20 protein-coding genes are annotated in these 23,463 nt (G+C 71.7%); 17 read left to right on the forward strand and 3 right to left on the reverse strand.

Annotation, left to right across the window (positions count from 1 at the left end):
- Positions 1-7: 7 nt before the first annotated feature.
- Positions 8-928 carry a hypothetical protein gene (locus AB4Z14_RS00270; protein WP_442273406.1) on the reverse strand — a complete coding sequence of 307 codons (921 nt, stop codon included), beginning with the start codon at positions 926-928 and terminating at the stop codon, positions 8-10.
- A complete protein-coding gene (locus tag AB4Z14_RS00275) occupies positions 929-1,849 on the reverse strand; it encodes a GCN5 family acetyltransferase (protein WP_442273407.1) in 921 nt (306 codons plus the stop codon).
- A 229-nt stretch (positions 1,850-2,078) separates the two neighbouring features.
- Between AB4Z14_RS00275 and thrS the strand changes: the two genes are divergently transcribed.
- The 9 genes from thrS (at position 2,079) to AB4Z14_RS00320 (ending at position 14,302) form a co-directional block, all read left to right on the forward strand.
- Entirely contained in the window at positions 2,079-4,064 is a 1,986-nt protein-coding gene (gene thrS / locus AB4Z14_RS00280) for a threonine--tRNA ligase (RefSeq protein ID WP_442273408.1), read from the forward strand.
- A 196-nt stretch (positions 4,065-4,260) separates the two neighbouring features.
- On the forward strand, positions 4,261-7,545 hold the full coding sequence (locus AB4Z14_RS00285; protein WP_442273409.1) for a GH92 family glycosyl hydrolase: 3,285 nt from the start codon (positions 4,261-4,263) through the stop codon (positions 7,543-7,545).
- 468 nt (positions 7,546-8,013) lie between these two features.
- Positions 8,014-8,631 (forward strand): HIT family protein, encoded by a 618-nt coding sequence (locus tag AB4Z14_RS00290; protein ID WP_442273410.1) that lies wholly within the window; start codon positions 8,014-8,016, stop codon positions 8,629-8,631.
- Positions 8,632-8,725: 94 nt separating this feature from the next.
- A complete protein-coding gene (gene pgsA / locus AB4Z14_RS00295) occupies positions 8,726-9,349 on the forward strand; it encodes a phosphatidylinositol phosphate synthase (protein ID WP_020144318.1) in 624 nt (207 codons plus the stop codon).
- Positions 9,346-10,356, forward strand: a complete 1,011-nt coding sequence (locus AB4Z14_RS00300; RefSeq protein WP_442273411.1) for a phosphatidylinositol mannoside acyltransferase — start codon at positions 9,346-9,348, stop codon at positions 10,354-10,356. The genes pgsA and AB4Z14_RS00300 overlap by 4 nt, the downstream gene beginning before the upstream one ends.
- A complete protein-coding gene (locus AB4Z14_RS00305; protein WP_442273412.1) occupies positions 10,353-11,525 on the forward strand; it encodes a glycosyltransferase family 4 protein in 1,173 nt (390 codons plus the stop codon). The genes AB4Z14_RS00300 and AB4Z14_RS00305 overlap by 4 nt, the downstream gene beginning before the upstream one ends.
- Complete coding sequence (locus tag AB4Z14_RS00310; protein ID WP_056777231.1) at positions 11,522-12,073, forward strand: hypothetical protein; 552 nt, start codon at positions 11,522-11,524, stop codon at positions 12,071-12,073. Before AB4Z14_RS00305 ends, AB4Z14_RS00310 begins: the two co-directional genes overlap by 4 nt.
- A gap of 101 nt (positions 12,074-12,174) precedes the next feature.
- Positions 12,175-13,113 carry a pyridoxal 5'-phosphate synthase lyase subunit PdxS gene (pdxS, locus tag AB4Z14_RS00315; RefSeq protein WP_056825361.1) on the forward strand — a complete coding sequence of 313 codons (939 nt, stop codon included), beginning with the start codon at positions 12,175-12,177 and terminating at the stop codon, positions 13,111-13,113.
- 169 nt (positions 13,114-13,282) lie between these two features.
- On the forward strand, positions 13,283-14,302 hold the full coding sequence (locus AB4Z14_RS00320) for a DUF4037 domain-containing protein (protein ID WP_442273413.1): 1,020 nt from the start codon (positions 13,283-13,285) through the stop codon (positions 14,300-14,302).
- 33 nt (positions 14,303-14,335) lie between these two features.
- Here the strand turns inward: AB4Z14_RS00320 and kynU are convergent, their stop codons facing one another.
- Positions 14,336-15,589, reverse strand: a complete 1,254-nt coding sequence (gene kynU, locus AB4Z14_RS00325) for a kynureninase (RefSeq protein WP_442273414.1) — start codon at positions 15,587-15,589, stop codon at positions 14,336-14,338.
- Positions 15,590-15,716: 127 nt separating this feature from the next.
- Between kynU and pdxT the strand changes: the two genes are divergently transcribed.
- From pdxT to secF, 8 genes are all read left to right on the forward strand, one after another.
- On the forward strand, positions 15,717-16,457 hold the full coding sequence (gene pdxT / locus AB4Z14_RS00330) for a pyridoxal 5'-phosphate synthase glutaminase subunit PdxT (protein WP_442273415.1): 741 nt from the start codon (positions 15,717-15,719) through the stop codon (positions 16,455-16,457).
- Entirely contained in the window at positions 16,454-17,215 is a 762-nt protein-coding gene (locus AB4Z14_RS00335) for a YebC/PmpR family DNA-binding transcriptional regulator (protein WP_056756635.1), read from the forward strand. Before pdxT ends, AB4Z14_RS00335 begins: the two co-directional genes overlap by 4 nt.
- Before the next feature lie 146 nt (positions 17,216-17,361).
- Positions 17,362-18,018, forward strand: coding sequence for a crossover junction endodeoxyribonuclease RuvC (gene ruvC / locus AB4Z14_RS00340; protein WP_056777220.1), 657 nt, complete (start codon positions 17,362-17,364; stop codon positions 18,016-18,018).
- Entirely contained in the window at positions 18,015-18,617 is a 603-nt protein-coding gene (ruvA, locus tag AB4Z14_RS00345) for a Holliday junction branch migration protein RuvA (RefSeq protein WP_442273416.1), read from the forward strand. The genes ruvC and ruvA overlap by 4 nt, the downstream gene beginning before the upstream one ends.
- The gene (ruvB, locus tag AB4Z14_RS00350; RefSeq protein ID WP_056825368.1) at positions 18,614-19,750 is read left to right on the forward strand and encodes a Holliday junction branch migration DNA helicase RuvB; all 1,137 of its coding nucleotides are present in this window, start codon (positions 18,614-18,616) and stop codon (positions 19,748-19,750) included. The genes ruvA and ruvB overlap by 4 nt, the downstream gene beginning before the upstream one ends.
- 245 nt (positions 19,751-19,995) lie before the next feature.
- On the forward strand, positions 19,996-20,358 hold the full coding sequence (yajC, locus tag AB4Z14_RS00355; RefSeq protein WP_442273417.1) for a preprotein translocase subunit YajC: 363 nt from the start codon (positions 19,996-19,998) through the stop codon (positions 20,356-20,358).
- A 7-nt stretch (positions 20,359-20,365) separates the two neighbouring features.
- Positions 20,366-22,264: a protein translocase subunit SecD gene (gene secD, locus AB4Z14_RS00360; RefSeq protein ID WP_442273418.1), complete on the forward strand. Its 1,899-nt coding sequence runs from the start codon at positions 20,366-20,368 to the stop codon at positions 22,262-22,264.
- Positions 22,261-23,415 (forward strand): protein translocase subunit SecF, encoded by a 1,155-nt coding sequence (gene secF / locus AB4Z14_RS00365; RefSeq protein WP_442273419.1) that lies wholly within the window; start codon positions 22,261-22,263, stop codon positions 23,413-23,415. Before secD ends, secF begins: the two co-directional genes overlap by 4 nt.
- The last annotated feature ends 48 nt before the right edge of the window (positions 23,416-23,463 follow it).

Raw genomic sequence — 23,463 nt, forward strand, 5'->3', positions numbered from 1 at the left:
GCGCCGCTCACCGTGAGTCTTCGGCGGCCAGGTCCTGGACGAGCCGGTACGCCCCGCTCCGCACGACGTAGCCCAGCTCGGCGTTGATCCGGCGGATGCCGGAGTTGTGCTCCTCGTTGTTGGTCCGGGCCTTCGTGGCCCCTGCCCCGGTCGCGGCCACGTGCGCCTGCTGCTTGACGAGGCGCATGAGGCCGCGGCCCCGGAACGTGGGGTCGATGCCGCTGTAGGCGATGAAGAGCTCGCCTGCGCTGACCGTCCCGTAGGAGATCCCGGCAGGGGCGCCGTCGACGCGCGCGACGACGCAGATCGGGATCTCGCCGGTCGTCGTCATCGTGCGGAACTTCTCGAGCGTCATGACGAAGCCAACCGCCGCCTCGGGGTTGGTCTGGCTCGCCCGGAGCATGGCCTCGACCGCGCCCTCGTCGTCGAACTCGAGGTCAGGGACCTCCTCGAGGTCGACCCCTGCCGGCACGACGGGGGCCTCGGGCGGGTGCTCGACGAGGTCGAGGGCCGAGTCGATGGCGTGCTCCTCGACGCCGAAACCCCAGTGGCGGACGATCTCGAGCGACCTCGGCTCGTCGTCGTAGACTCCTCCGCCGAGCCGTCGGGTCGTGTCCGGGACGAGGGGGAGCAGGAACCGGCGCAGGGCGCTTCCCACACCGTGGCCCTCGTGGTCACGGGCGACGACGACCCGGAGCATCGACCTGTCCGGCGGTGCGAACGTGGGCCGGAGCGACAGGCCCACACCGAGCAGGTGCTCGTCGTCGTCCCTCGCGACGGCCACGACGAGATGGGTGAACACCTCGGGCGACTCGAACGGCCAGGCCACCTCGGCCCTCGTCAGGTGCTGCAGCCGAGCGCCGACGAGCTCGATGACGTCCTGGTGGGCAGCGGGCGACGCCAGCGTCACGGTGATGGACGTGGTCATCTAGGCCCCCGGCCGCCAGACCCAGTTGCGGCGGTCGTAGACCTCGACGAAGCCCGAGCGCAGCATGTTGTGGAGCGACGGGTTGTGGGCTCCCTCGAGCTCCTGCCACGTCTCCGCGCTCATCCACGTGCAGCCGGCCGCGCGAGCCGCCTCGACCCGCAGCTGCATGAAGGCCGACTGGGCACCACGGCCGCGCGCCTCGGGAAGGGTCGCCGCCCCGCAGAAGGCAGCCGCGGGTCCCGCGACGTGCAGGTTCGCGGCGGCCACGAGCACATCCCCGTCCCAGGCGCCGTAGGCGGTGAACCCCGGTCCGCCGCCCCCGGCGGCGGCGAACATCGACAGCAGGTGCGGCTCGGGCGGCATCCCGAAGCCCCCGGCGAAGACGCGGGCGTACGCCTCGGCGTCCTCGGGGCCGATCGTGCCCACCCGGAGGTCGGTCGTCGACGGGGTCGTCGGCGTGGCCGCCGGGCGGAGCAGCTTGGCCCAGACGGACCCACCCACGATGCCGTGGCGCCCGCAGATGTCGTCCCAGTCGGCCGGGAGAGCGGCAGGCGCGACCTGGAGGCAGAGGGCCGGGGCGCCGGCGGACGCGTAGAGGTCCACGAGGTGCGCCACGAGGGAGTCCGTGACCGGCTCGGTGACGCCGAAGCCGAGAGCCTTGTTCCAGTAGCCGCCCGTGGGGTCACCGGCCATGACGACGGCCACGCCACCGGCGAGACGTTCCGACCGCATGCCCAGCGCGGCCTTCGCCTCGGTGGGTGCGCCGTCGTGCAGCGCGATCATGAACTCCGCCTCGGCCGTCTCGGCGAGGGCGAGCGCCGTCGCCCGGTCGAGCCCGAGCGACTCCCACCCGGGCACCGGCGGCGCGGGTGGCTCGGCCGGCTCGGCCGGCGGTGACGGGCTGTCGGTCGTCTGCTCCACGGGCGTCCCCTCCTGTGCCGGGGCGCGCTCCGAGACGGCCGCCCGGCTCACCAGTATCCGCTCGGGAGCCGTCCCGCGAGGCCAGTTCGGGCCAGCCGAGTGGTCCCACGACCAAACAGTGTCGCCCGGTCCCGCGACGCCTCGATACGCTTGCACGAGCCGCCTGCAGCGGCAGCCCCCACGACCCGCCGCCCGCCGGCGGGTCCCGTTCGAACGAGGAGCACCAACCGTGTCTGCACAGATCACCGTCACCGTCGCCGGAAGCGAGCGAGCGGTAGCGGAGCAGACGACGGCGGGTGAGCTCTTCGAGGGTGACCGCGCCGTCGTCGTCGCGCGCGTCAACGGTCAGCTGCGCGACCTCTTCCACGCCCTCGCCGACGGCGACGTCGTCGAGCCCGTCACGGTCGACAGCGAGGACGGCCTCGCCGTCCTGCGCCACTCGGCGGCCCACGTGCTCGCCCAGGCCGTCCAGTCGCTCCACGCCGACGCCAAGCTCGGCATCGGCCCGCCCATCCGTGACGGCTTCTACTACGACTTCGACGTCGAGACCCCGTTCCACCCCGATGACCTCAAGGCCCTCGAGAAGGCCATGCAGAAGATCATCAACGAGGGGCAGACCTTCGAGCGCCGCGTCGTCACCGACGCCGACGCGCTCGAGGAGCTCAAGGACGAGCCCTACAAGTGCGAGCTCGTCGGACTCAAGGGCGGCAACGCCGACGAGGCGGCCGAGGGCGCCGGGGTCGAGGTGGGCGCCGGCGAGCTGACGATCTACGACAACATCCGCCGTGACGGCACCCGCGCGTGGGGCGACCTGTGCCGCGGCCCGCACATCCCGAGCACCAAGCTCATCGGCAACGCCTTCAAGCTGATGCGCTCGGCCGCTGCCTACTGGCGCGGCTCGGAGAAGAACCCGCAGCTCCAGCGCGTCTACGGCACCGCGTGGCCGACCAAGGACGAGCTCAAGGCCTACCTCGACCGCCTCGCCGAGGCCGAGCGCCGCGACCACCGTCGCATCGGCGCCGAGATGGACCTCTTCTCCTTCCCCGACGAGCTCGGCTCGGGCCTCGTGGTCTTCCACCCCAAGGGCGGCGTCATCAAGCGCGAGATGGAGGACTACGTGCGGCGCCGGCACATCGAGGAGGGCTTCTCCTACGTCGGCACGCCGCACATCAGCAAGGAGGAGCTCTTCCACACCTCGGGGCACCTGCCGTACTACGCCGACACGATGTTCCCGCCGATGGAGCTCGAGGGCGCGAAGTACCAGCTCAAGGCGATGAGCTGCCCCATGCACAACCTCATCTACCAGTCGCGGGGCCGGTCCTACCGCGAGCTGCCGCTGCGCCTCTTCGAGTTCGGCGGCGTCTACCGCTACGAGAAGTCCGGCGTCGTGCACGGCCTGACCCGGGTGCGGGGCATGACGCAGGACGACTCGCACAGCTACGTCACCGCCGAGCAGGCGCCGGCCGAGATCAAGCACCTGCTCGACTTCGTGCTCGGCCTGCTGGGGGACTTCGGCCTCGACGACTTCTACCTCGAGCTGTCGACCCGTGACACCGAGGGCGAGAAGTCCTCGAAGTTCATCGGCTCCGACGAGCAGTGGGAGGCGGCGACCAAGGTCCTCGAGGAGGTCGCCACCGCCTCCGGTCTCGAGCTCGTGCCCGACCCGGGCGGCGCGGCCTTCTACGGCCCGAAGATCTCGGTGCAGGCGCGCGACGCCATTGGCCGCACCTGGCAGATGTCGACGATCCAGTACGACTTCAACCAGCCGGAGCGCTTCGGCCTCGAGTACCAGGCCGCCGACGGGTCGCGCCAGCAGCCGGTCATGATCCACTCGGCGAAGTTCGGCTCGATCGAGCGTTTCCTCGGGGTCCTCGTCGAGCACTACGCCGGCGCCTTCCCGGTCTGGCTCGCACCGGTCCAGGCCCTCGGCGTGCCGGTCGCCGAGGACTACGCCGACTACCTCGGTGAGGTCCTCGACCGCCTGAAGCGCAAGGGAGTCCGCGTCGAGCTCGACGCGAGCGACGACCGCTTCCCGAAGAAGATCCGCAACGCGAGCAAGTCGAAGGTGCCCTTCACGCTCATCGCGGGCGAGGACGACCGCGCCGCCGGCGCCGTCTCGTTCCGCTACCGCGACGGCTCGCAGAAGAACGGCGTGCCGGTCGACGACGCCATCAGCGAGATCCTCGCCGCGATCGAGAGCCGCGCGCAGGTCTGACCGCCGTCCCTGACCGGACCCACCGACGGATGCCGTCGGGCCGGGCGCCCCTCACCGGGCCCCGGCCCGGCGGCATACGTCCGCTTCTGTCCGATGTCGCACGTCCATCGGACAGGACACCGGCCACCGGTTGACCGTCGCGCCGGTCGTCACGAGTCTCGGGCAGGACATCGTCGTCGCCCGTGAAGGAACCTCCATGCGCACCGTGCTCCGCTCGCTCGGCACCGCCGTCCTCGCCGCCGCCGTCCTCGGCCCCGTCCTGCCCTCCGGGGCGCCACCCGCTGCGGCCGCTCCGGCCGAGCGGCTCGTCGACGCGGTCAACCCGTTCATCGGCACCCAGGACAACGGCAACACCTTCCCGGGGGCCAGTGCCCCGTTCGGGATGGTGCAGGTGAGTCCCGACACCGGGGGAGAGGGGGGCTACGACCACTCCCAGGGCTCGATCTACGGCTTCAGCCAGACCCACCTGTCGGGCGTGGGATGCCCGGTGGTCGGCGAGCTGCCGGTGATGCCGACGACCGGCTCCGTGACGACCGTGGACCCGGACCGCTACCGGTCCACCTACAGCCACGCCGACGAGGAGGCCGAGCCCGGCTACTACCGCGTCGGTCTGGCGACCCACGGAGTCCAGACCGAGCTGACCGCCACCGACCGCACGGGCTGGCAGCGCTACACGTTCCCGGCCGACAAGCAGCCGAACGTCCTGCTCAACACCGGCAAGGCCAACATGCGAGTCTTCGACTCTGAGGTGCATGTCGTGGGTGACCGGGTCGTCGAGGGCCGGATCCACGACGGCAACTTCTGCGCAGGCAAGGACGAGCACACGGTGTGGTTCCGTGCCGAGTTCGACCGCCCGTTCAGCTCGTTCGGCACGTGGAGCGGGTCGACGCTGACGTCGGGCGCACGGGATGCCTCGACGAAGGACGGCGGCAACGGCGCCGCGGTCACCTTCCCGACCGGCACGACGTCGGTGACGATGAAGGTCGCCCTCAGCTACACCGGCCCCGAGGGCGCGCGGACCAACCTGACCAGCGAGACCGGTGACTCGTTCGACTTCGACGCCACCCGAGCCGCGCTCGGGCAGCGGTGGGAGTCCGAGCTCGACAAGGCGCGCGTGACCGGCGGCACGAGCGAGCGCCGCACCGCCTACTACACCGCGCTCTACCACTCGCTCATGCACCCGAACCTCGCGTCCGACGTCGACGGTCGCTACCACGGCTGGGACGGGAAGAACCATGTGGCGCAGGGCTACACGCCGCGCCAGAACTTCTCGCTGTGGGACACCTACCGCCCGCAGAACCAGCTGCTCGAGGTCCTGGCGCCCGACGTGGCCCGCGACTCCTACCTGTCCGTGCTCGCCATCGGTCGCGAGGGCGGATGGCTGCCCCGTTGGGCGCTCGTCAACAGCGAGACCAACATCATGACCGGCGACCCCGTCACCCCGTTCCTCGTCGAGGGCTGGAGCAAGGGCTTCCTCGCCGGCCACGAGGCGGAGGCGTACGCGCTGCTCAAGCAGAACGCGACCGAACGACCGCCGGCCGACAGCCAGTACAACGGCCGCGCCGGGCAGCACTGGTACGAGAAGCTCGGCTACATCCCGTTCGGTCTGGACGTGGGCACCGACTGCGTGTCGCACGGCGGGGACAACGACTGCGCCCACCCGGCCTCGGCGACGATGGAGTACTCCGCCGCCGACGCGTCCCTCGCGCTGATGGCCAAGGGCCTGGGCCACACTGCCGACGCGGCGATGCTCACCGAGCGCAGCGGCTGGTACCGCAACCTCTGGGACGCCGGGACGCAGACGTTCCGCCCGCGCCTGGCCGACGGGACGTGGCTCGACCCGTACGACCCCGTCGAGGCGTCCCACGCCTTCCACGAGGGCGGCTCGTACCAGTACCAGTGGCTCGTCCCGCAGGACCCGGCCGGCCTGACCCGCCTCATGGGTGGTCGGGCGGCGACCGAGAAGCGCCTCGACGACTTCTTCGCCTACCCGAAGCTGCTCACCGACCCGGCCGGCACCGCACGCACCGACTGGATCGAGGCGACCTACGCCTACTACAGCAAGCCCACCTACAACCCGAACAACGAGCCCGACCTGCTCGCGCCGTACGTCTACGCCTGGGTCCAGCAGCCCGCCAAGATCGCGACGGTGGCGCGGGCGGCCTTCACCCTCTTCACCGACGGCCCCGACGGCATGACCGGCAACGACGACCTCGGCACGATGTCGGCGTGGTACGTCTTCTCGTCCTGGGGGCTCTACCCGACGATGAGCGGGTCGAACGTCTTCGTCGTCAGCTCGCCCCAGTTCGAGCGCGTCGACGTCGCCGTGGCCTCACCGACGGCCGTGCGCACCGGACAGGGCGGTCACCTGACGATCACCGCACCCGGTGTCTCCGACGACCGGCGCTACGTCCAGAGCCTCACGGTCGACGGGACGAAGAGCACGAAGAGCTGGGTCGGCTGGGACGCCGTCCGACAGGGTGGGTCCATCGCGCACACGGTGGGCACCTCCCCGAGCCGGTGGGGCACGACGCCGGCCGACGTGCCGCCGTCGGCCGTGCAGGCCGGACGTGACCCGCGCCTGTCGCTCTCGATGGCCGCTCGTCCGAACCCCGTCGTCGTGCCGACCGGGGCGCGTGAGGCCCGCCTCACCGTCGACCTCGTGGGCCAGGCCCCCAAGAGCCTGCCCGTCACCGTGTCCGTGACGGCCCCCGCAGGCTGGACGGCCGCCGTGGGTGACGGCGACGAGGGCGCCGCCGTGCTGCACAGCGACGGCGTACCCGCGAGCGCGACGGTGCCGGTGACCCTGCGCCTCCCCGCCGGCCTGGGCGTGGGCGACCACGAGGTCGTCGTCACCGCCACGGCACCCGGTGTCGATCCCGTGACGCGCACCGTGCCCGTTCAGGTCCGCGAGGCGCTCGACTGCGTCGGCGGCGCACCGGGATGCGCCGTGGACCTGGCGCCGGCCCGCAACCACGACGGCACGGCGACCGTCGCCGCACCGAGCGAGGGCAACTTCGACGGCAGCGGCTGGAGCTACGACGCCGCCCTGCTGCCCGCCCCGGGCCCGTGGGTGCACGACGGGACCACGTATGCCGCTCCGGTCACCTCCGGCACGACGCCGAACTTCGTCGAGGGACGCGGTCAGACGCTGCTCGTGCAGGCCGGCAGCCGCTCTACGATCCATCTCGTCGGGTCGACGCACAACGGCGACGTGGGGACGGCCCTGCGCCTGACCTACACGGACGGCAGCGTCCAGTCCGTCCCGGTCGCCCTGACCGACTGGGCCGCGGGCAGCGGGCACAACGGCAACACGGTGGCGATCGCCATGGACCATCGGATCAAGGGCGGTGCGGGCGTCGACGGACCTCCGGTCCAGATCTTCGGCACGACGGTCGCCGTCGACCCCGCCCGGCAGCTCCAGGCCGTCACCCTGCCCGCCGACGACCGCTTCGAGGTGTACGCCCTGACGCTCCGCTGACGGGCCTCTGAGGGCCCTCCCGCAGGCGAGGGGACGGCGTGTCAGGGCGACACGCCGCCCCCTCCGGGTCGCGGTGAAGAAAGTGCCGACAAGGGCTTGCGCGCCGACGTCCGCGGGGCTACAAATGAGGAACCGAACCGCTTCGGCGGATCGGTTTCCGAATCGCTTCGGCGAGGACGAACCGAAGGCCCGGGAACTCATACTTCCCGGGCCTTCACCTTCCTTCGCACCGGTCGACCGACGAGTCCGTCGAGGCCTGCGCGTCCGAGGATCCCGGCCCTGCGGCTCTCACACCCGCAGGGCTGTTCCCTGTCCGGGTCCTGTCAGGTTCCCGGGTACGACGAAGGCCCTGCGGTCTCACACACCGCAGGGCCGACTCCATTGAACCGAAGCTCGGGCCGATGGGGAAATCGACACGCGGCAGGCGGGTCGTCGCGCGTCGCGGGCGTCGTCCTAGGATCAGTCACCATGACGACGCAGGGGAGTGGCCCGACGCCCACGGGTGGAAGCCCCGCCCCCGAGCCCGCCCCCAAGCCCGCCCCCAAGCCCACCCTCGAGCCGGCGACCGACTTCGCCCGCGTCGAGGACGGCTTCGAGCGGCTCTGGACCCCGCACCGGATGGCGTACATCCTCGGGGACCGGCCCACCGAGGAGGCCGGGCACGGCTGCCCGTTCTGCGCCGCTCCGGGCAAGACGGACGCAGAGGGCCTCATCGTCCACCGCGGCGAGCACTGCTACGTCGTGATGAACCTCTTCCCCTACAACCCGGGCCACGTCCTCGTCTGTCCCTACCGTCACGTCTCCCTCTACGTCGACCTCACCCACGACGAGACGGCCGAGTTCACGGCGCTGACCAAGCAGGCCGTGCGTGCCCTCCAGACAGCCTCCGAGCCGCACGGCTACAACCTCGGCATGAACCAGGGAGCCGTCGCCGGCGCCGGGGTCGCGGCCCACCTGCACCAGCACGTCGTGCCGCGCTGGAGCGGCGACTCGAACTTCCTGCCCATCGTCGGCCAGACCAAGGCGCTGCCCGTCCTGCTCGAGGACACCCGCGAGCGCCTCGTCGATGCCTGGCCGACCGACTGAGGACCACCCCCAGGCGGGCACGCAGGTCACGGACGCGCCACGGTGCGTGCGCCGGGCCCGAGCACGCCCGACCGGTCAGTACGCTGTCACCACCATGCTCAACAGACTCCTGCGCGCGTCGCTGACCAAGATCCTCGGTCCGATCGCCCACCTGTTCCTCCGCCTCGGGATCAGTCCCGACGTCGTGACGGTCGTCGGCACCCTCGGGGTGTGCGCCGGGGCACTGGCGTTCTTCCCCCGCGGTGAGATCTGGGTCGGCGTGCTCGTCATCACCGCGTTCGTCTTCTCCGACAACGTCGACGGCATCATGGCCCGCGAGTCCGGCCGCTCGAGCAAGTGGGGCGCCTACCTCGACTCCACGCTCGACCGCATCGGCGACGCCGCGATCTTCGGCGGCCTCGTGCTCTTCTACGCCGGCAAGGGCAACAACCAGCTCATGGCCGGCCTCGCGCTCAGCTGCCTCATCCTCGGCAGCGTCGTGTCCTACGCCAAGGCGCGGGCAGAGGGCCTCGGCTACACGGCCAACGTCGGGATCGCCGAACGCGCCGACCGGCTCGTCGCCGTTCTCGTGGCGGCCTTCTTCGCCGACCTCTTCAACTCGACGATCCTGCTCGGCGTCGTCCTGGGCCTGCTCGCCGTCGCCAGCCTCGTCACCGTCCTCCAGCGGATGCTGACGGTGCGTCGCCAGGCCCTTGCCTCCGGCGAGGTGGGCGCGTGAGCGACCTCGCACGCCGCGCCACCGACACCGTCAGCGTGCTCGGCTTCAAGCTCGGGTGGTCCGTCGTCCGCGCCCTCCCGGAGCGCGCGGCATACGCCCTCTTCGACCGGGTGGCCGCCATCTCCGTCCGGCGCGGTGGGAAGGGCATCGACCGGCTGCGGTCGAACTACCGTCGGGTGCGGCCCGAGCTGTCCGATGCCGTCCTCGACTCCTTGGTGCGCCAGGGGGTGCGCTCCTACATGCGCTACTACTGCGAGGCGTTCCGGCTCCCGTCCCTGACCCGGGCCCAGATCGACGGGGCGGTCGTCGTCCGTGGCGACGCCGAGATCCGCGAGCTGTGCGCGCGCGGCGACGCCGGGGTCGTCTTCGTCGGCCACCTCGGCAACTTCGACCTCGCCGCGGCCTGGTCCGCCGGCAGCCTCATGCCGGTGACGACCGTCGCCGAGCGGCTCAAGCCCGAAGAGGTCTTCCAGGAGTTCGTCGCGTTCCGGCGCAGCATCGACATGGACATCATCCCGCTCACCGGCGGGGACGACCCCTTCCACGGGCTGCTCGACGCGACACGGAGCGGCGGGAGGCTCATCGCCCTGGCCGCCGACCGCGACCTCACCAACGGCGGTGTCGAGGTCGACCTCCTCGGCCACCGTGCGCGGATGGCCAAGGGGCCGGCCGTCCTGTCGCTGATGACCGGTGCACCGCTCTTCGCGGCCCGGATCTGGTACGAACCCGCTCCTGCTGGCTCCGGCCTCGGCGGCCATCGCACGGTCATCGAGTTCAGCAACCGTCTCGTGCCCCGTGTCGAGGGCACGACGGCGGTCAAGGCGGCCGACCTCATCCAGCAGTGCGCCGACCACGTCGCCGTCGCGATCCGCGAGCACACGTCGAGCTGGCACATGCTCCAGCGGGTCTTCGTCGACGACCTCGACGCCCCTGCGGCCTCCTCGGACGCCGCCGGCGCGCAGACCTCCGCGCAGCCGGCACAGCCGACGACGGGACGCACGACGTGAGGATCGGGATCGTCTGCCCGTACTCGTTCGACGTCCCGGGCGGGGTGCAGTTCCACGTGCGCGACCTCGCCGAGCACCTCATCGGCCAGGGGCACGACGTGTCGGTGCTCGCACCGGCCGACAGCGAGACCGAGCTGCCCGACTACGTCACGTCGGCCGGCCGGGCCACCGCCGTGCGCTACAACGGCTCCGTCGCGCGTCTCAACTTCGGCCCCGTCACGGCGTCCAAGGTCGGCAAGTGGCTCGACGCCGGCCAGTTCGACGTGCTCCACCTCCACGAGCCGGTCACCCCCAGTGTCAGCGTGCTCGCACTCATGGCGGCCGAGGGACCCATCGTCGCGACCTTCCACACCTCCATGCTGCGGTCGCGGACGATGCAGACGGCCTACCCGATCATCCGACCGAGCCTCGAGAAGATCGCCGGCCGCATCGCCGTGAGCGAGGACGCCCGCCGGACGGTCACGACCCACGTCGGCGGCGACGCGGTCGTCATCCCCAACGGCGTCTACGTCGACCGGTTCGCGAGCGCCCAGCGGCGCTCGGCGTGGATGGGCACGCCCGCATCGCCGACGATCGCCTTCCTCGGCCGGATGGGGGAGCCGCGCAAGGGACTCCCGGTGCTCGCGGCTGCCCTGCCCGAGATCCTCCGCTCGGTCCCGGGACTCCGCGTCCTCGTCGCCGGGCCCGGTGACCCCGATGAGGTCACCCAGGGCTGGTCGCCCGAGGTCGTCGCCGCGTGCGAGTTCCTCGGCTCCGTCTCCGACGACGACAAGGCGTCGCTGCTCGCGTCGGTCGACGTCTACGTCGCGCCCAACACCGGGGGAGAGAGCTTCGGCATCATCCTCATCGAGGCGATGAGCGCCGGCGCCTGCGTCCTCGCCAGCGACCTCTCGGCCTTCTCGCGCGTGCTCGACGGCGGCACGGCCGGCGCGATGTTCGCCAACGAGCAGCCCGACGCCCTCGCGCGCACGCTCGTCGACCTGCTCCGACGACCCGAGCGCCGCGCCGAGCTCGCCGCCGCCGGCCAGCACCGGGCCCGGCTCTTCGACTGGTCGGTCGTCGCCGACGAGATCCTCGCCGTCTACGAGACCGTCATCGAGGGCATCGCGGCCGCGCACCTCGAGCCGCAGGGACGCTGGAACCGCTTCCTGCGCGGGGGTGCCCGGTGAGCGAGGTCCTCTCGTGGGTCTTCGCGATCCTCTTCGTCCTCGTCGTCATCGCCTGGTACCTCTCCTACACGGCGGCCCGCCTCGACCGGCTCCACGTCCGCCTCAGCGGCACCCTCGCCGCGCTCGACGCGCGGCTGGTCCGCCGGGCCGAGGCGGCCGTCGAGCTGGCCAACAGCGGGCTCCTCGACGGTGCGACCGCGCTCATCCTGGCCAACGCCGCGGCGGAGTCCCTCGAGGCACCGTCGGAGCACGGCGACGCCCGCGAGCTCGCCGAGAACGACCTCACCGAGGCCCTCGAGCTCGCCCTCACCCCGCAGGCCGTCAGCACGCTGCGCTCGACGGCCCTGGGGCAGGACGTGCTCGCCCGGCTCTCCTCGGCCTGCACCCGCGTACAGCTGGCGCGACGCTTCCACAACGACGCCGTCACCGACGTCCGCCGGGTGCGGCGCAAGTGGACCATCCGCATGTTCCACCTCGCGGGCTACACCCCGATGCCGCACACCATCGAGTTCAACGACGACTCGCCGGAGCACCTCGCCCTCGTGTGACCGGCCCCACGCGCAGGACCGCGGACCGCGTCGTCCACACCTCTCGCGGGGGCCTACGCTTTGAGGCACACCGAACCCAGATCACGGGAAAGCAGGACATCGTGAGCACCACCCCGACCTCGGGCAGCACGCCCGCGGCTGACCAGCAGAGCGGCACGAGCCACACCGGCACGACGCGCGTGAAGCGCGGCATGGCCGAGATGCTCAAGGGCGGCGTCATCATGGACGTCGTCACGGCCGAGCAGGCCAAGATCGCCGAGGACGCCGGCGCCGTCGCCGTCATGGCCCTCGAGCGGGTCCCCGCCGACATCCGCGCCCAGGGCGGCGTGTCGCGCATGAGCGACCCCGACATGATCGACGGCATCATCGAGGCCGTCTCGATCCCCGTCATGGCCAAGGCCCGCATCGGCCACTTCGTCGAGGCGCAGGTGCTCCAGAGCCTCGGCGTGGACTACATCGACGAGTCCGAGGTGCTGACCCCGGCCGACTACGCCAACCACATCGACAAGTGGCAGTTCACCGTGCCCTTCGTCTGTGGTGCGACCAACCTCGGCGAGGCGCTGCGCCGGATCACCGAGGGCGCGGCGATGATCCGCTCGAAGGGTGAGGCCGGCACCGGTGACGTCTCCAACGCGACGACGCACATGCGCACCCTGCGCGCCGAGCTCAACCGCCTGCACTCGATGAGCCCCGACGAGCTCTACGTCGCGGCGAAGGAGCTCCAGGCTCCCTACGAGCTCGTCAAGGAGGTCGCCGAGGCCGGCAAGCTCCCCGTCGTGCTCTTCACGGCCGGTGGCATCGCGACGCCTGCCGACGCCGCGATGATGATGCAGCTCGGCGCCGAGGGTGTCTTCGTCGGCTCGGGCATCTTCAAGTCCGGCAACCCGGCCCAGCGCGCCGAGGCCATCGTCAAGGCGACGACCTTCCACGACGACCCCGACGTCATCGCCAAGGTCTCGCGCGGCCTCGGCGAGGCCATGGTCGGCATCAACGTCGACGAGATCGCCCAGCCGCACCGTCTCTCCGAGCGCGGTTGGTGACCTCCGCACTCCCAGCTACACACTGACGTATGCCGCCGTGCCCCACCGGGCGCGGCGGCATACGCGTCCGTGGCCGGGGACTCGCGCCGTGTGCGGTCGTCGGGGCCATGGCACCGAGCACTGCACACCGCGTCTCCGTCCGGGTGCCCGGGCTGGCACGATCGGGTGCGTGAGCGCCACCGGAGCGGAGCTGTCGCGGACCTACTTCGAGCGGGTCGTCGAGCCCCTCGTGCGTGACCACTGGCCCGGGATGCCGTGTGCCGCAGCCCGTCTCGGGAGCGGGTCCGACGTCCTCGGGCTCGACGACGCGATGTCGCGCGACCACGACTGGGGCCTGAGGCTCAACCTCCTCGTCCCGGACGACGTCGTCGTGGCCGTCGACGACCACCTCGCCGAGCGGCTGCCTGCGTCGTTCGCCGGCCACCCCACCCGGTTCGCGACGACGTGGGACCCGGCTGTGCGCCATCGGGTGCAGGTCGAGACGGCCCGCGACCTCGCCGTCTCGCGCCTCGGCGTCGACCCCACCCGCGACCTGACGGTGGACGACTGGCTCTCCCTGACGGGCCAGGCCGTCCTCGAGCTCACCGGGGGAGAGGTCTTCGTCGACGACGTGGGCGAGCTGTCCGGCATACGCCAGCGCCTCGCGTGGTGTCCCGACGACGTCTGGCGCCACGTCGTCGCGACCGACTGGGTCCGGCTCGGGCAGGAGCTGCCCTTCGTCGGCCGGACGGGGGAGTGCGGCGACGACCTCGGCTCGCGGGTCGTCGCGGCGCGGCTGGCCGGGATCGCGATGCACCTGGGCCACCTGCTCGAGCGGCGCTGGCCGCCCTACGCCAAGTGGCTCGGCGCGAGCTTCGCCCGGCTGCCCCGGTCCGCGGTCGCCCTCGGACCGCTCGAACGGGCGGTGGCATCGCCTGACTGGCGGCAGCGGGAGGACGGTCTCGTCGAGGCGCTGCGGGTGCTGGCCGTGGTCCAGGGCGAGGTCGGGCTGCCCACCGTCGCCGACCCCGTCGAGCCGTTCTGGGACCGGCCCTACCGCGGCGTGCGCGGCGCCGTGGTCGAGGTCCTCGAGGCCAGCGTCACCGACCCGGCCGTGCGGGCACTGCCCCGAGGAGTCGGCTCCGCCGAGCAGTGGAGCGACAACGTCGACGTGCTGACGGACGCCCGTCGACGCCGGCCCACGCGATGACGGGCGCCGCAGCACCAGCCACCCGACGATGAGTCAGGTGACGGCGCCGCGCTCGGCGAACTCGGGACGCTCGAACTCGCGCCCGTCGAGGACCTCCTTGACGTGGACCGCGGCCTGCACCGCGTCCACGTGGGTGACGTAGAGCGGCGCGAAGCCCAGCCGGATGATGTCGGGCTCGCGGAAGTCCCCGATGACACCACGGGCGATGAGGGCCTGCACGACGGCGAACGCCTGGGGGTGGCGCAGTGACACCTGGGACCCCCGGCGCTCCGGCTCGCGCGGCGTCGCCAGCGGGAGGCCGACCCCGAGCGCGTCGAGGGCGTCGATGAAGGTGCTGGTCACCGAGAGCGACGCCGCCCGGACGTCTGCGGGGGAGAGGCCGTCGTAGGCCGTGAGCGCGGCCTCGAGGGCGAGCACCGAGAGCAGGGGCGGGGTCCCGACCCTGGCCCGCGTGATGCCGGGCGCGGGCTCGTAGTCCGGACGCATCTCGAAGGGGTGGGCGTGTCCCTGCCAGCCCGTGAGGGGCTGGTCGAAGTCGTCCTGGTGGCGGGTCGCGACGTAGAGGAAGGCTGGGGCGCCGGGGCCGCCGTTGAGGTACTTGTAGCCGCACCCGACCGCGAGGTCGGCGCCGCCCTCGTCGAGCTCGACCGCGATGACGCCCGCCGAGTGGCAGAGGTCCCAGCAGGCGAGGGCGCCGACGGCATGGGCGGCCTCGGTGATCGCGCGCAGGTCCCAGAGCTCGCCGGTGCGGTAGTCGACGCTCGAGTAGGAGGCGAGCGCGAGGGCGTCACCGATGTCGGCGATGGCGGCCACGGCGTCGCGCGGGTGGACCCGGCGCACCTCGAGGCCGGCCAGCTCGGCCGCGGACTCGGTCATGTAGAGGTCGGTCGGGAAGGAGTCGGGGTCGGTGATCACGACGCTGCGGCCGGGCCGCAGCCGTCCGGCGCCGATGACCGCCTTGAAGAGGTTGACCGACGTCGAGTCGGTCACGACCACCTGGCCGGGAGCGGCACCGACGAGACGGCCGACGCGGTCGCCGACGCGGGTCTGCGCGCCCCACCAGTCGGCCTCGTTCCACGAGCGGATCAAGCGCTCACCCCACTGGCGGTGCATGACGTCGTCGACGACGGCCGGCACCGCGCTCGGCAGGGCGCCCAGCGAGTTGCCGTCGAGGTAGATGACGTCGTCGGGGATGGTGAACAGGTCGCGGGTGCCCCGGAGCGGGGAGGCGGCATCGGCCTGCTCGGCGCGGGCGGTCAGGTCGTCGTGGGTGTGCACCGTCGTCATGGCCGCAACGTATCCGGTGGCATCGTGCCGATGTCAGGGCCGCCTCCGCGGACGTCTGGCATCCGAGACGGTTCTCGCTGCCCGACCCGTGGGGCGTCCGTCACGACGCGCGCTCTACGCTGACCCGGTGAGCACCATCAGCACCATCCCCGGCACGACCGCCGATCCCGCCGCGGACCCTGGCCCCGACCGTCGCGCCGACGCCGTCGGCGTGCCGCGCATCGGCGTCCTCGCCGTCCAGGGCGACGTCCGCGAGCACCTCGCAGCCCTCACCGCGCTCGGCGCCGAGGGCGTCACGGTCCGGCGTCCGGCCGAGGTCGAGGCCATCGACGGCCTCGTCATCCCCGGCGGCGAGTCGACGGTCATGGACAAGCTCGTCCGCGCCTTCGACCTGCGGGAGCCGCTGCTGCGGCGCATCGCCGAGGGCATGCCCGCCTACGGCTCGTGCGCCGGGATGATCATGCTCGCCGACCGCATCGCCGACGCGCGTCCCGACCAGCAGACGCTCGGGGGTCTCGACATCACGGTGCGGCGCAACGCCTTCGGCCGTCAGGTCGACTCCTTCGAGCAGGACTTCGACTACGCCTGGGGCGACCCCTCGACGACGGGCACGGTGCACGCCGTCTTCATCCGCGCCCCATGGGTCGAGCAGGCCGGTCCGGGCGTCGAGGTGCTCGCCCGCGTCAGCGAGGGCCCGGCCGCCGGTAGGATCGTCGCGGTCCGGCAGGGCAACCTCATGGCCACGTCCTTCCACCCCGAGGTGGGGGCCGACCGCCGGATCCACGCCGAGTTCGTCTCGATCGTCAGAGAGCACCGACTCCAGCAGTCGGGTGCACGCCAGTCACCGGAACGCGAGGACACTGCATGAGCGGCCACTCCAAATGGGCCACCACGAAGCACCAGAAGGCGGCCAAGGACGCCAAGCGCGGCAAGCTCTTCGCCAAGCTCATCAAGAACATCGAGGTCGCGGCCCGTCAGGGCGGCGCCGACCCCACCGGCAACCCGACGCTCTACGACGCCATCCAGAAGGCCAAGAAGACGTCGGTGCCCAACGACAACATCGACCGCGCCGTCAAGCGCGCGTCGGGTGCCGAGGCGGGCGCGGCCGACTGGCAGACGATCATGTACGAGGGCTACGCCCCCAACGGTGTCGCCGTGCTCATCGAGTGCCTCACCGACAACCGCAACCGGGCTGCCGCCGAGGTGCGCACTGCGCTGACGCGCAACGGCGGCCAGCTCGCCGACCCGGGCTCCGTGTCCTACGTCTTCAACCGCAAGGGTGTCGTGACCGTCCTCAAGGACGCCGGCTCCGAGGACGACATCCTCGAAGTGGTGCTCGAGGCGGGTGCCGAGGAGGTCAACGACAACGGTGACACGTGGGAGATCATCTCCGAGGCCACCGACTTCGTCGCGGTCCGCAAGGCGATCCAGGACGCCGGCATCGACTACGAGTCCGCCGAGGCGTCGTTCGTCCCGAACCTCCAGGTCCCGCTCGACCTCGACGGCGCGAAGAAGATGATCCGCGTCATCGAGGCGCTCGAGGACAGCGACGACGTGCAGAACGTCTTCGCCAACGGCGACATCCCCGACGACGTCCTCGCACAGCTCGACGACGACGAGGACTGACTGCGCCGAGGGCTCGTGCGCCCGAGGTTCGACGAGGAGGCACGCCGAGACCGGCGTGCCTCCCGTCCTTTCGGGGGAGGCCCGTTAGCGTTGTCCCGAACACCTGTTCGGATCGTCCAGAGCCCCACGCCCCAGGGAGGTATGCCGTGCGCGTCCTCGCGGTCGACCCCGGGCTCACCCGCTGCGGCGTCGGCGTCGTCGACGGAGTCCCGGGGCGCAAGCTGTCGCTCGTCGAGGTCGGGGTCATCCGCACGCCGTCCGGCGACCCCACCCCGAAGCGCCTCGTCGCCGTCGAGGACGAGATGCGCCAGTGGTTCGCGCGGCACCGTCCCGAGGCCGTGGCCATCGAGCGCGTCTTCGCCGACACCAACGTCTCCACCGTGATGGGCACCGCTCAGGTGACCGGGATCGTCATGATCATGGCCGAGCGGCTCGGCCTGCCCGTCACCCTCCACACACCCACCGAGGTCAAGGCCGCGGTCAGCGGCAGCGGCCGCGCCGACAAGGCGCAGGTGACGACGATGGTGACCCGGCTCCTCGGGCTCGACACCCCGCCCAAGCCCGCCGACGCCGCCGACGCGCTCGCCCTCGCGATCTGCCACGTGTGGCGCGGAGGCACGCAGAGCCGCCTCGAGGAGGCGCGGCTCGAGGTGCTCGCGCGCACGGGCAACCGGGGGAGCGGCATACCCCGTCGGGTCCCGCCGGGAGCCGCCCCACCGCTGCAGCGGCTGCGCGCCGCGACCACCCAGCCCACCCGCACCGGCCAGACCGCCCGACCCCACCCTGGAGCCCAGCCCCGATGATCGCCTCGCTCTCCGGCACCGTCCTCAAGGTCGGCCTCGACTCGGTCGTGGTCGGCGTCGGCGGTGTCGGCATGCTCGTCCACACCACCCCGGCCACCGCGACGTCCGTGCGCCTGGGCCAGCCCACCGAGCTCGCCACCAGTCTCGTCGTGCGCGAGGACTCGCTGACGCTCTACGGCTTCGCCACCGACGACGAGAAGCACGTCTTCGAGACCGTCCAGACCGTCTCGGGGGTCGGTCCCCGCCTCGCGCTGGCCGTGCTGGCGGTCCACTCGCCCGACGCCGTCCGGGTCGCGCTGGGCACCGGCGACCTCGTCGCGCTGACCAAGGTCCCGGGCATCGGCAAGAAGGGGGCAGAGCGGATGGTCCTCGAGCTCAAGGACAAGCTCGGCGCCCTGCCAGGCTCGGCCGGCCAGAGCGACCACGTCCACCTCGACACCGGCGAGGCGTGGCGCGAGCAGGTGAGGGAGGCGCTCGTCGGACTCGGATGGACCGTGCGCCAGGCCGACGACGCGCTCGACAAGATCGCGCCGATCGCGGCCGACGGCGCCGGGGTGTCGGCACTGTTGCGGGCCGCGCTGCAGGAGCTCGGCCGATGAGCGTCGACCGCTCCTGGGAGCTCGACACCGGGGCCGAGCCGGACGTCTGGGACGACGGCTCCTTCGACGCGACGGCACGCATCGTCGACGCGGCCGGCGACACCGACGAGCGACAGGTCGAGGCCGCGCTGCGTCCCAAGCGACTCGACGACTTCCCCGGACAGACCCGCGTCCGCGACCAGCTGGGACTCGTCCTCAAGGCCGCCAAGCGTCGTGGCACGCCGCCCGACCACGTGCTGCTCTCGGGCCCGCCCGGGCTCGGCAAGACCACCCTGGCGATGATCGTCGCCGGTGAGCTCGAGCAGCCCATCCGCATCACCTCGGGCCCCGCGATCCAGCACGCCGGCGACCTCGCGTCGGTCCTCTCGTCGCTCGCCGAGGGGGAGGTGCTCTTCCTCGACGAGATCCACCGGATGTCGCGCTCGGCCGAGGAGATGCTCTACCTCGCGATGGAGGACTTCCGGGTCGACGTCATCATCGGCAAGGGTCCCGGCGCGACGGCCATCCCGCTCGAGCTGCCGCCCTTCACCGTCGTCGGTGCGACGACACGTGCCGGGCTGCTGCCCGCGCCGCTCCGCGACCGCTTCGGCTTCACCGGCCACCTCGACTACTACGCCGCGGCCGACCTCGTCACGATCCTGCACCGTTCGGCACGCCTGCTCGGCCTCGACGCCGACGAGGACGGCATCCGCGAGATCGCCCTGAGATCCCGCGGCACGCCGCGCATCGCCAACCGCCTGCTGCGCCGGGTCCGCGACTGGGCCCAGGTGCACGGCGAGGACCGCGTCACTCACTCCGCGTCGCGTCAGGCGCTCGAGCTCTTCGACGTCGACGAGCGCGGTTTGGACCGCCTCGACCGAGCCGTGCTGGAGGCGCTCTGCCGCCGCTTCAACGGCGGGCCCGTAGGCCTCTCGACCCTCGCCGTCGCCGTGGGCGAGGAGCCCGACACCGTCGAGACGGTCGCCGAGCCCTACCTCGTGCGCGAGGGCTTCATGGTCCGCACCCCCCGTGGCCGGGCCGCCTCGAGCCTCGCCTGGGAGCACCTGGGCCTGACCCCACCGCACGACTCGCAGGCCCTCTGGACCGCCACCCTGCCCATCGACGAGGCCGGCGGCGCGCGATTCGACGCCTGAGGCCGGGCCCGGCGTGGTCGCGCGGCCGGCACCGAGCGCGACCAAAACGTGACCCGCGCACGCTGCGGAACCGTTCCGTCTTGGTCTGACAAACTGCACCGGCGCACGTAGACTCCTGCGGGCACCATCGCCGCTGCCGCGGCACCATCCGGTGCTCCCGGTCGTTGACGCGACAGCCGACCCGATCAACGGGTCGTGGCGCGCCTGCGCGCTGACCGGACGAAGACACGAAGGACTGAGCTGACATGAACAACAACGGGGCCCTCTCGTTGCTGATTTTCGCCCTGCCCCTGCTGCTGCTGGGCTGGCTGTTCTTCTCCCAGAACAAGCGGATGAAGCAGATGCGCAACTTCAGCTCGTCGCTCGAGGTCGGAGACGCCGTCGTCACCTCGTCGGGCATCTACGGCACGATCAAGCACCTCGACGACAGCAGCGCGTGGCTCGAGATCGCCGAGGGCACGACCGTCCGGTTCGACCGGCGAGCCCTGGCGATGAAGCAGGCCGACGTGGCTGCCGCCGATGCGGCAGCCGCTGGTTCGCCCGCCCACGACGCCCCCGTCGACGACGCGCCGGGTGCGAACCCGGGTTCCCACCAGAACGGTCAGTGAGGGTTTCGTGGCACGCAGCTCCACCAAGAAGTCGGCGAGACGGAGCCTCCTGGCGCTCGTCGTCATCATCCTCGCCCTCGGCGGTCTCGCCGCCGGCCTGACGAAGTGGGCCGACGGGTCGATGAACCCTCGCCTCGGGCTCGACCTCGAGGGCGGCACGGAGCTCGTGCTCCAGCCCCAGCTCAACGGCACCGAGACCATCAGCGAGGGCCAGGTCAACCGCGCGGTCGACATCATCCGCCAGCGCATCGACGCCAACGGCGTCTCCGAGGCCGAGATCACGACGCAGGGCGGCCGCAGCATCGTCGTGGCGATCCCCGGCCAGCCGACGGCCGAGCAGCTCGACGCGCTGAAGAAGCCCTCTCAGCTGCGCTTCCGCGCCGTCTACGTGCAGGCGCTCGACCCCAACGCCAGCCAGGCCAACCCGAGCGGCACGCCGACCGGGACGTCCACCGGCACGGCGACGCCTTCCGGCACCGCGACCGGCACGGGCACGCCGAAGGCCACGAGCACTGCGACGCCCTCGACGTCCGCGACCGCCCAGAACGGCGTCGTCCCCGACGCGCTGCGCGCCGCCACGACCCCGGTGACCCCGACGCCGTCGGGCACGGCGACGACGCCGGCACCTGCCGCCACCGAGGCCCCCGCGCCGACGGCCGCGCAGACCGAGGCCGCCATCAAGACGCAGGTGAGCACCGGCCTCGTCGGGCTCGGCTGGGACAAGGCCAAGGCCGACGCAGCTGCGACGAAGGTCGCCAAGGAGTACACCGCGCTCGACTGCTCGGCTCCCGGGGCGGTCGACAAGATCCAGGACGACCCGGCCCAGCCCATCGCCACGTGCGGCGAGGACCGTGTCACCAAGTACGTCCTCGGCCCGAGCGAGATCGACGGCAGCGAGATCGCCGACGCCACGAGCGGCTACCAGCCCGGCCCCAACGGTCAGCCGACCTCCATCGTCGAGGTCGCACTGTCCTTCAAGGACGCCGGCAAGGCCAAGTTCGCGGCCGTGACCAAGCGCCTCTACGGCCTGCAGTCCCAGCCGCCGCTCGACCAGTTCGCCGTCGTGCTCGACAAGGCCGTCATCACGGCACCGCAGGCCCGCGCCGTCATCACCGACGGTCGGGCCTCGATCACCGGCTCGTTCACCATCGACTCGGCCAAGCAGCTCGCCGAACAGCTGAAGTTCGGTGCCCTCCCGATCTCCTTCGCCCTGCAGACGCAGGACAACATCACGCCCCAGCTCGGTGAGGAGCAGCTGCGCATCGGCCTGCTGGCCGGCTTCATCGGCCTGCTGCTCGTCGTCATCTACTCGCTGCTCCAGTACCGCGCGCTCGGCCTCGTCACGGTCGCCTCGCTCGTCGTGGCCTCCGTCATCACCTACCTCGCGGTGACGGTCCTCGGTACGACGCACGGCTTCCGCCTGACGATGGCCGGGGTGACGGGTCTCATCGTGGCCATCGGTGTCACGGCCGACAGCTTCATCGTCTACTTCGAGCGCATCCGCGACGAGGTGCGTGACGGTCGCCCGCTCGTGGCTGCCGTCGAGACCGGGTGGAAGCGCGCCCGCCGCACGATCATCGCGGCCGACGGCGTCAACTTCATCGCGGCCGGGGTGCTGTACTTCCTCGCCTCGAGCAACGTCCGGGGCTTCGCGTTCACGCTCGGACTGACAACGCTCATCGACCTGCTCGTCGTCATCCTCTTCACGCACCCCACGGTGCAGCTGCTGGCCCGCACGAAGTTCTTCGGCGGCGGCCACAAGTGGTCGGGTCTCGACCCGGAGCGCCTCGGCGCCAAGGAGGCGGTCCGCTACCGCGGCCGCGGCCAGTTCGGGGCACCCGGCGTCCAGCGCCCGCCCGCCACCGTGGGCTCGGCCCGCGTCGCCGATGGGAAGGCCCAGGCATGATCAACTTCGCCCAGGTCGGCAACGACCTCTACACCGGCAAGCGCTCGATCGAGTTCATCAAGCGCCAGAAGACGTGGTACGCCATCTCGGCGGTGCTCATCGTCCTCGCACTCGTCGGCATCTTCGTCAAGGGCCTGAACTTCGGCATCGAGTTCAGCGGTGGCTCGGAGTTCCGCGTCCAGGGCGTGTCCAACAGCCAGGGCTACGAGGAGAAGGCCCAGACCGCCATCGCCAACGCCGGCATCGAGGGCAACGTCGTCACGACGATCGTCGGCCAGGACACCGTCCGCGTGCAGTCCGAGGCTGCGGCCGACCGCACCGACGAGGCCAGCACCGCACTCGCCCAGCAGTTCGGCGTCGACAAGGGCGCGGTCAGCGCGTCGCTCATCGGTCCGAGCTGGGGGCAGTCGGTCAGCCAGCAGGCGATCCGGGGACTCATCGTCTTCCTCGTCATCGTGACGGCGGTCATGGCGCTGTACTTCCGCACCTGGAAGATGGCCGTGTCGGGTCTCGTGGCCCTGCTGCACGACCTCGTCATCACGGTCGGCATCTACGCGCTCTTCGGCTTCGAGATCACGCCCTCGTCGATGATCGGGTTCCTCACGATCCTCGGGTACTCGCTCTACGACACCGTCGTCGTCTTCGACAAGGTGCGCGAGAACACCGCGGACGCGTTCCGGACGAAGCGCATGACGTACTCCGCGGCGGCCAACCTCGCGGTCAACCAGACGCTGGTCCGCTCGATCAACACGACCGTCGTCGCGTTGCTGCCGATCGCGGCCGTCCTCTTCGTCGGCTTCACGCTGCTCGGCCCGGGCACGCTGCTCGACCTGTCGCTCGCCCTCTTCATCGGCATCGCGGTCGGTGCCTACTCGTCGATCTTCATCGCGACCCCGCTGCTCGTCGACCTGCGTCGCAACGAGCCCGCCGTCCGTGAGCTCGACAAGTACGTCGCGCGCCACGGTGCCAGGCAGGGGGCCACCGCAGCATCCGGTGTGGCCGAGCCGGCCTACGTCGGCGCGGACGCCACCGGTGCTGCTGCCGACGACAGCGCCGACTCCCCGGTCGACGGCGCACCGCGTCCCGTGCACAAGTACGCCCAGGCCGGACCGCGCAACCAGCCCAAGCGCGCGCCGAAGTCGCGACGCTGACGGCGGGGCCGCATCCGCGGCCCCGCCTCCGCAGGCGGTTCGTGCACC

This window comes from Terrabacter sp. 2TAF16 (genome assembly GCF_052115065.1).
Lineage (GTDB): Bacteria > Actinomycetota > Actinomycetes > Actinomycetales > Dermatophilaceae > Terrabacter.

Coding starts and splice junctions, on each gene's coding strand:
- AB4Z14_RS00290 (WP_442273410.1), top strand. CDS start 8,014: ATGACGACGCAGGGGAGTGGCCCGACGCCCACGGGTGGAAGCCCCGCC.
- ruvB (WP_056825368.1), top strand. CDS start 18,614: ATGAGCGTCGACCGCTCCTGGGAGCTCGACACCGGGGCCGAGCCGGAC.
- secF (WP_442273419.1), top strand. CDS start 22,261: ATGATCAACTTCGCCCAGGTCGGCAACGACCTCTACACCGGCAAGCGC.
- kynU (WP_442273414.1), bottom strand. CDS start 15,589: ATGACGACGGTGCACACCCACGACGACCTGACCGCCCGCGCCGAGCAG.
- ruvA (WP_442273416.1), top strand. CDS start 18,015: ATGATCGCCTCGCTCTCCGGCACCGTCCTCAAGGTCGGCCTCGACTCG.
- pgsA (WP_020144318.1), top strand. CDS start 8,726: ATGCTCAACAGACTCCTGCGCGCGTCGCTGACCAAGATCCTCGGTCCG.
- AB4Z14_RS00335 (WP_056756635.1), top strand. CDS start 16,454: ATGAGCGGCCACTCCAAATGGGCCACCACGAAGCACCAGAAGGCGGCC.
- AB4Z14_RS00270 (WP_442273406.1), bottom strand. CDS start 928: ATGACCACGTCCATCACCGTGACGCTGGCGTCGCCCGCTGCCCACCAG.
- AB4Z14_RS00285 (WP_442273409.1), top strand. CDS start 4,261: ATGCGCACCGTGCTCCGCTCGCTCGGCACCGCCGTCCTCGCCGCCGCC.
- yajC (WP_442273417.1), top strand. CDS start 19,996: ATGAACAACAACGGGGCCCTCTCGTTGCTGATTTTCGCCCTGCCCCTG.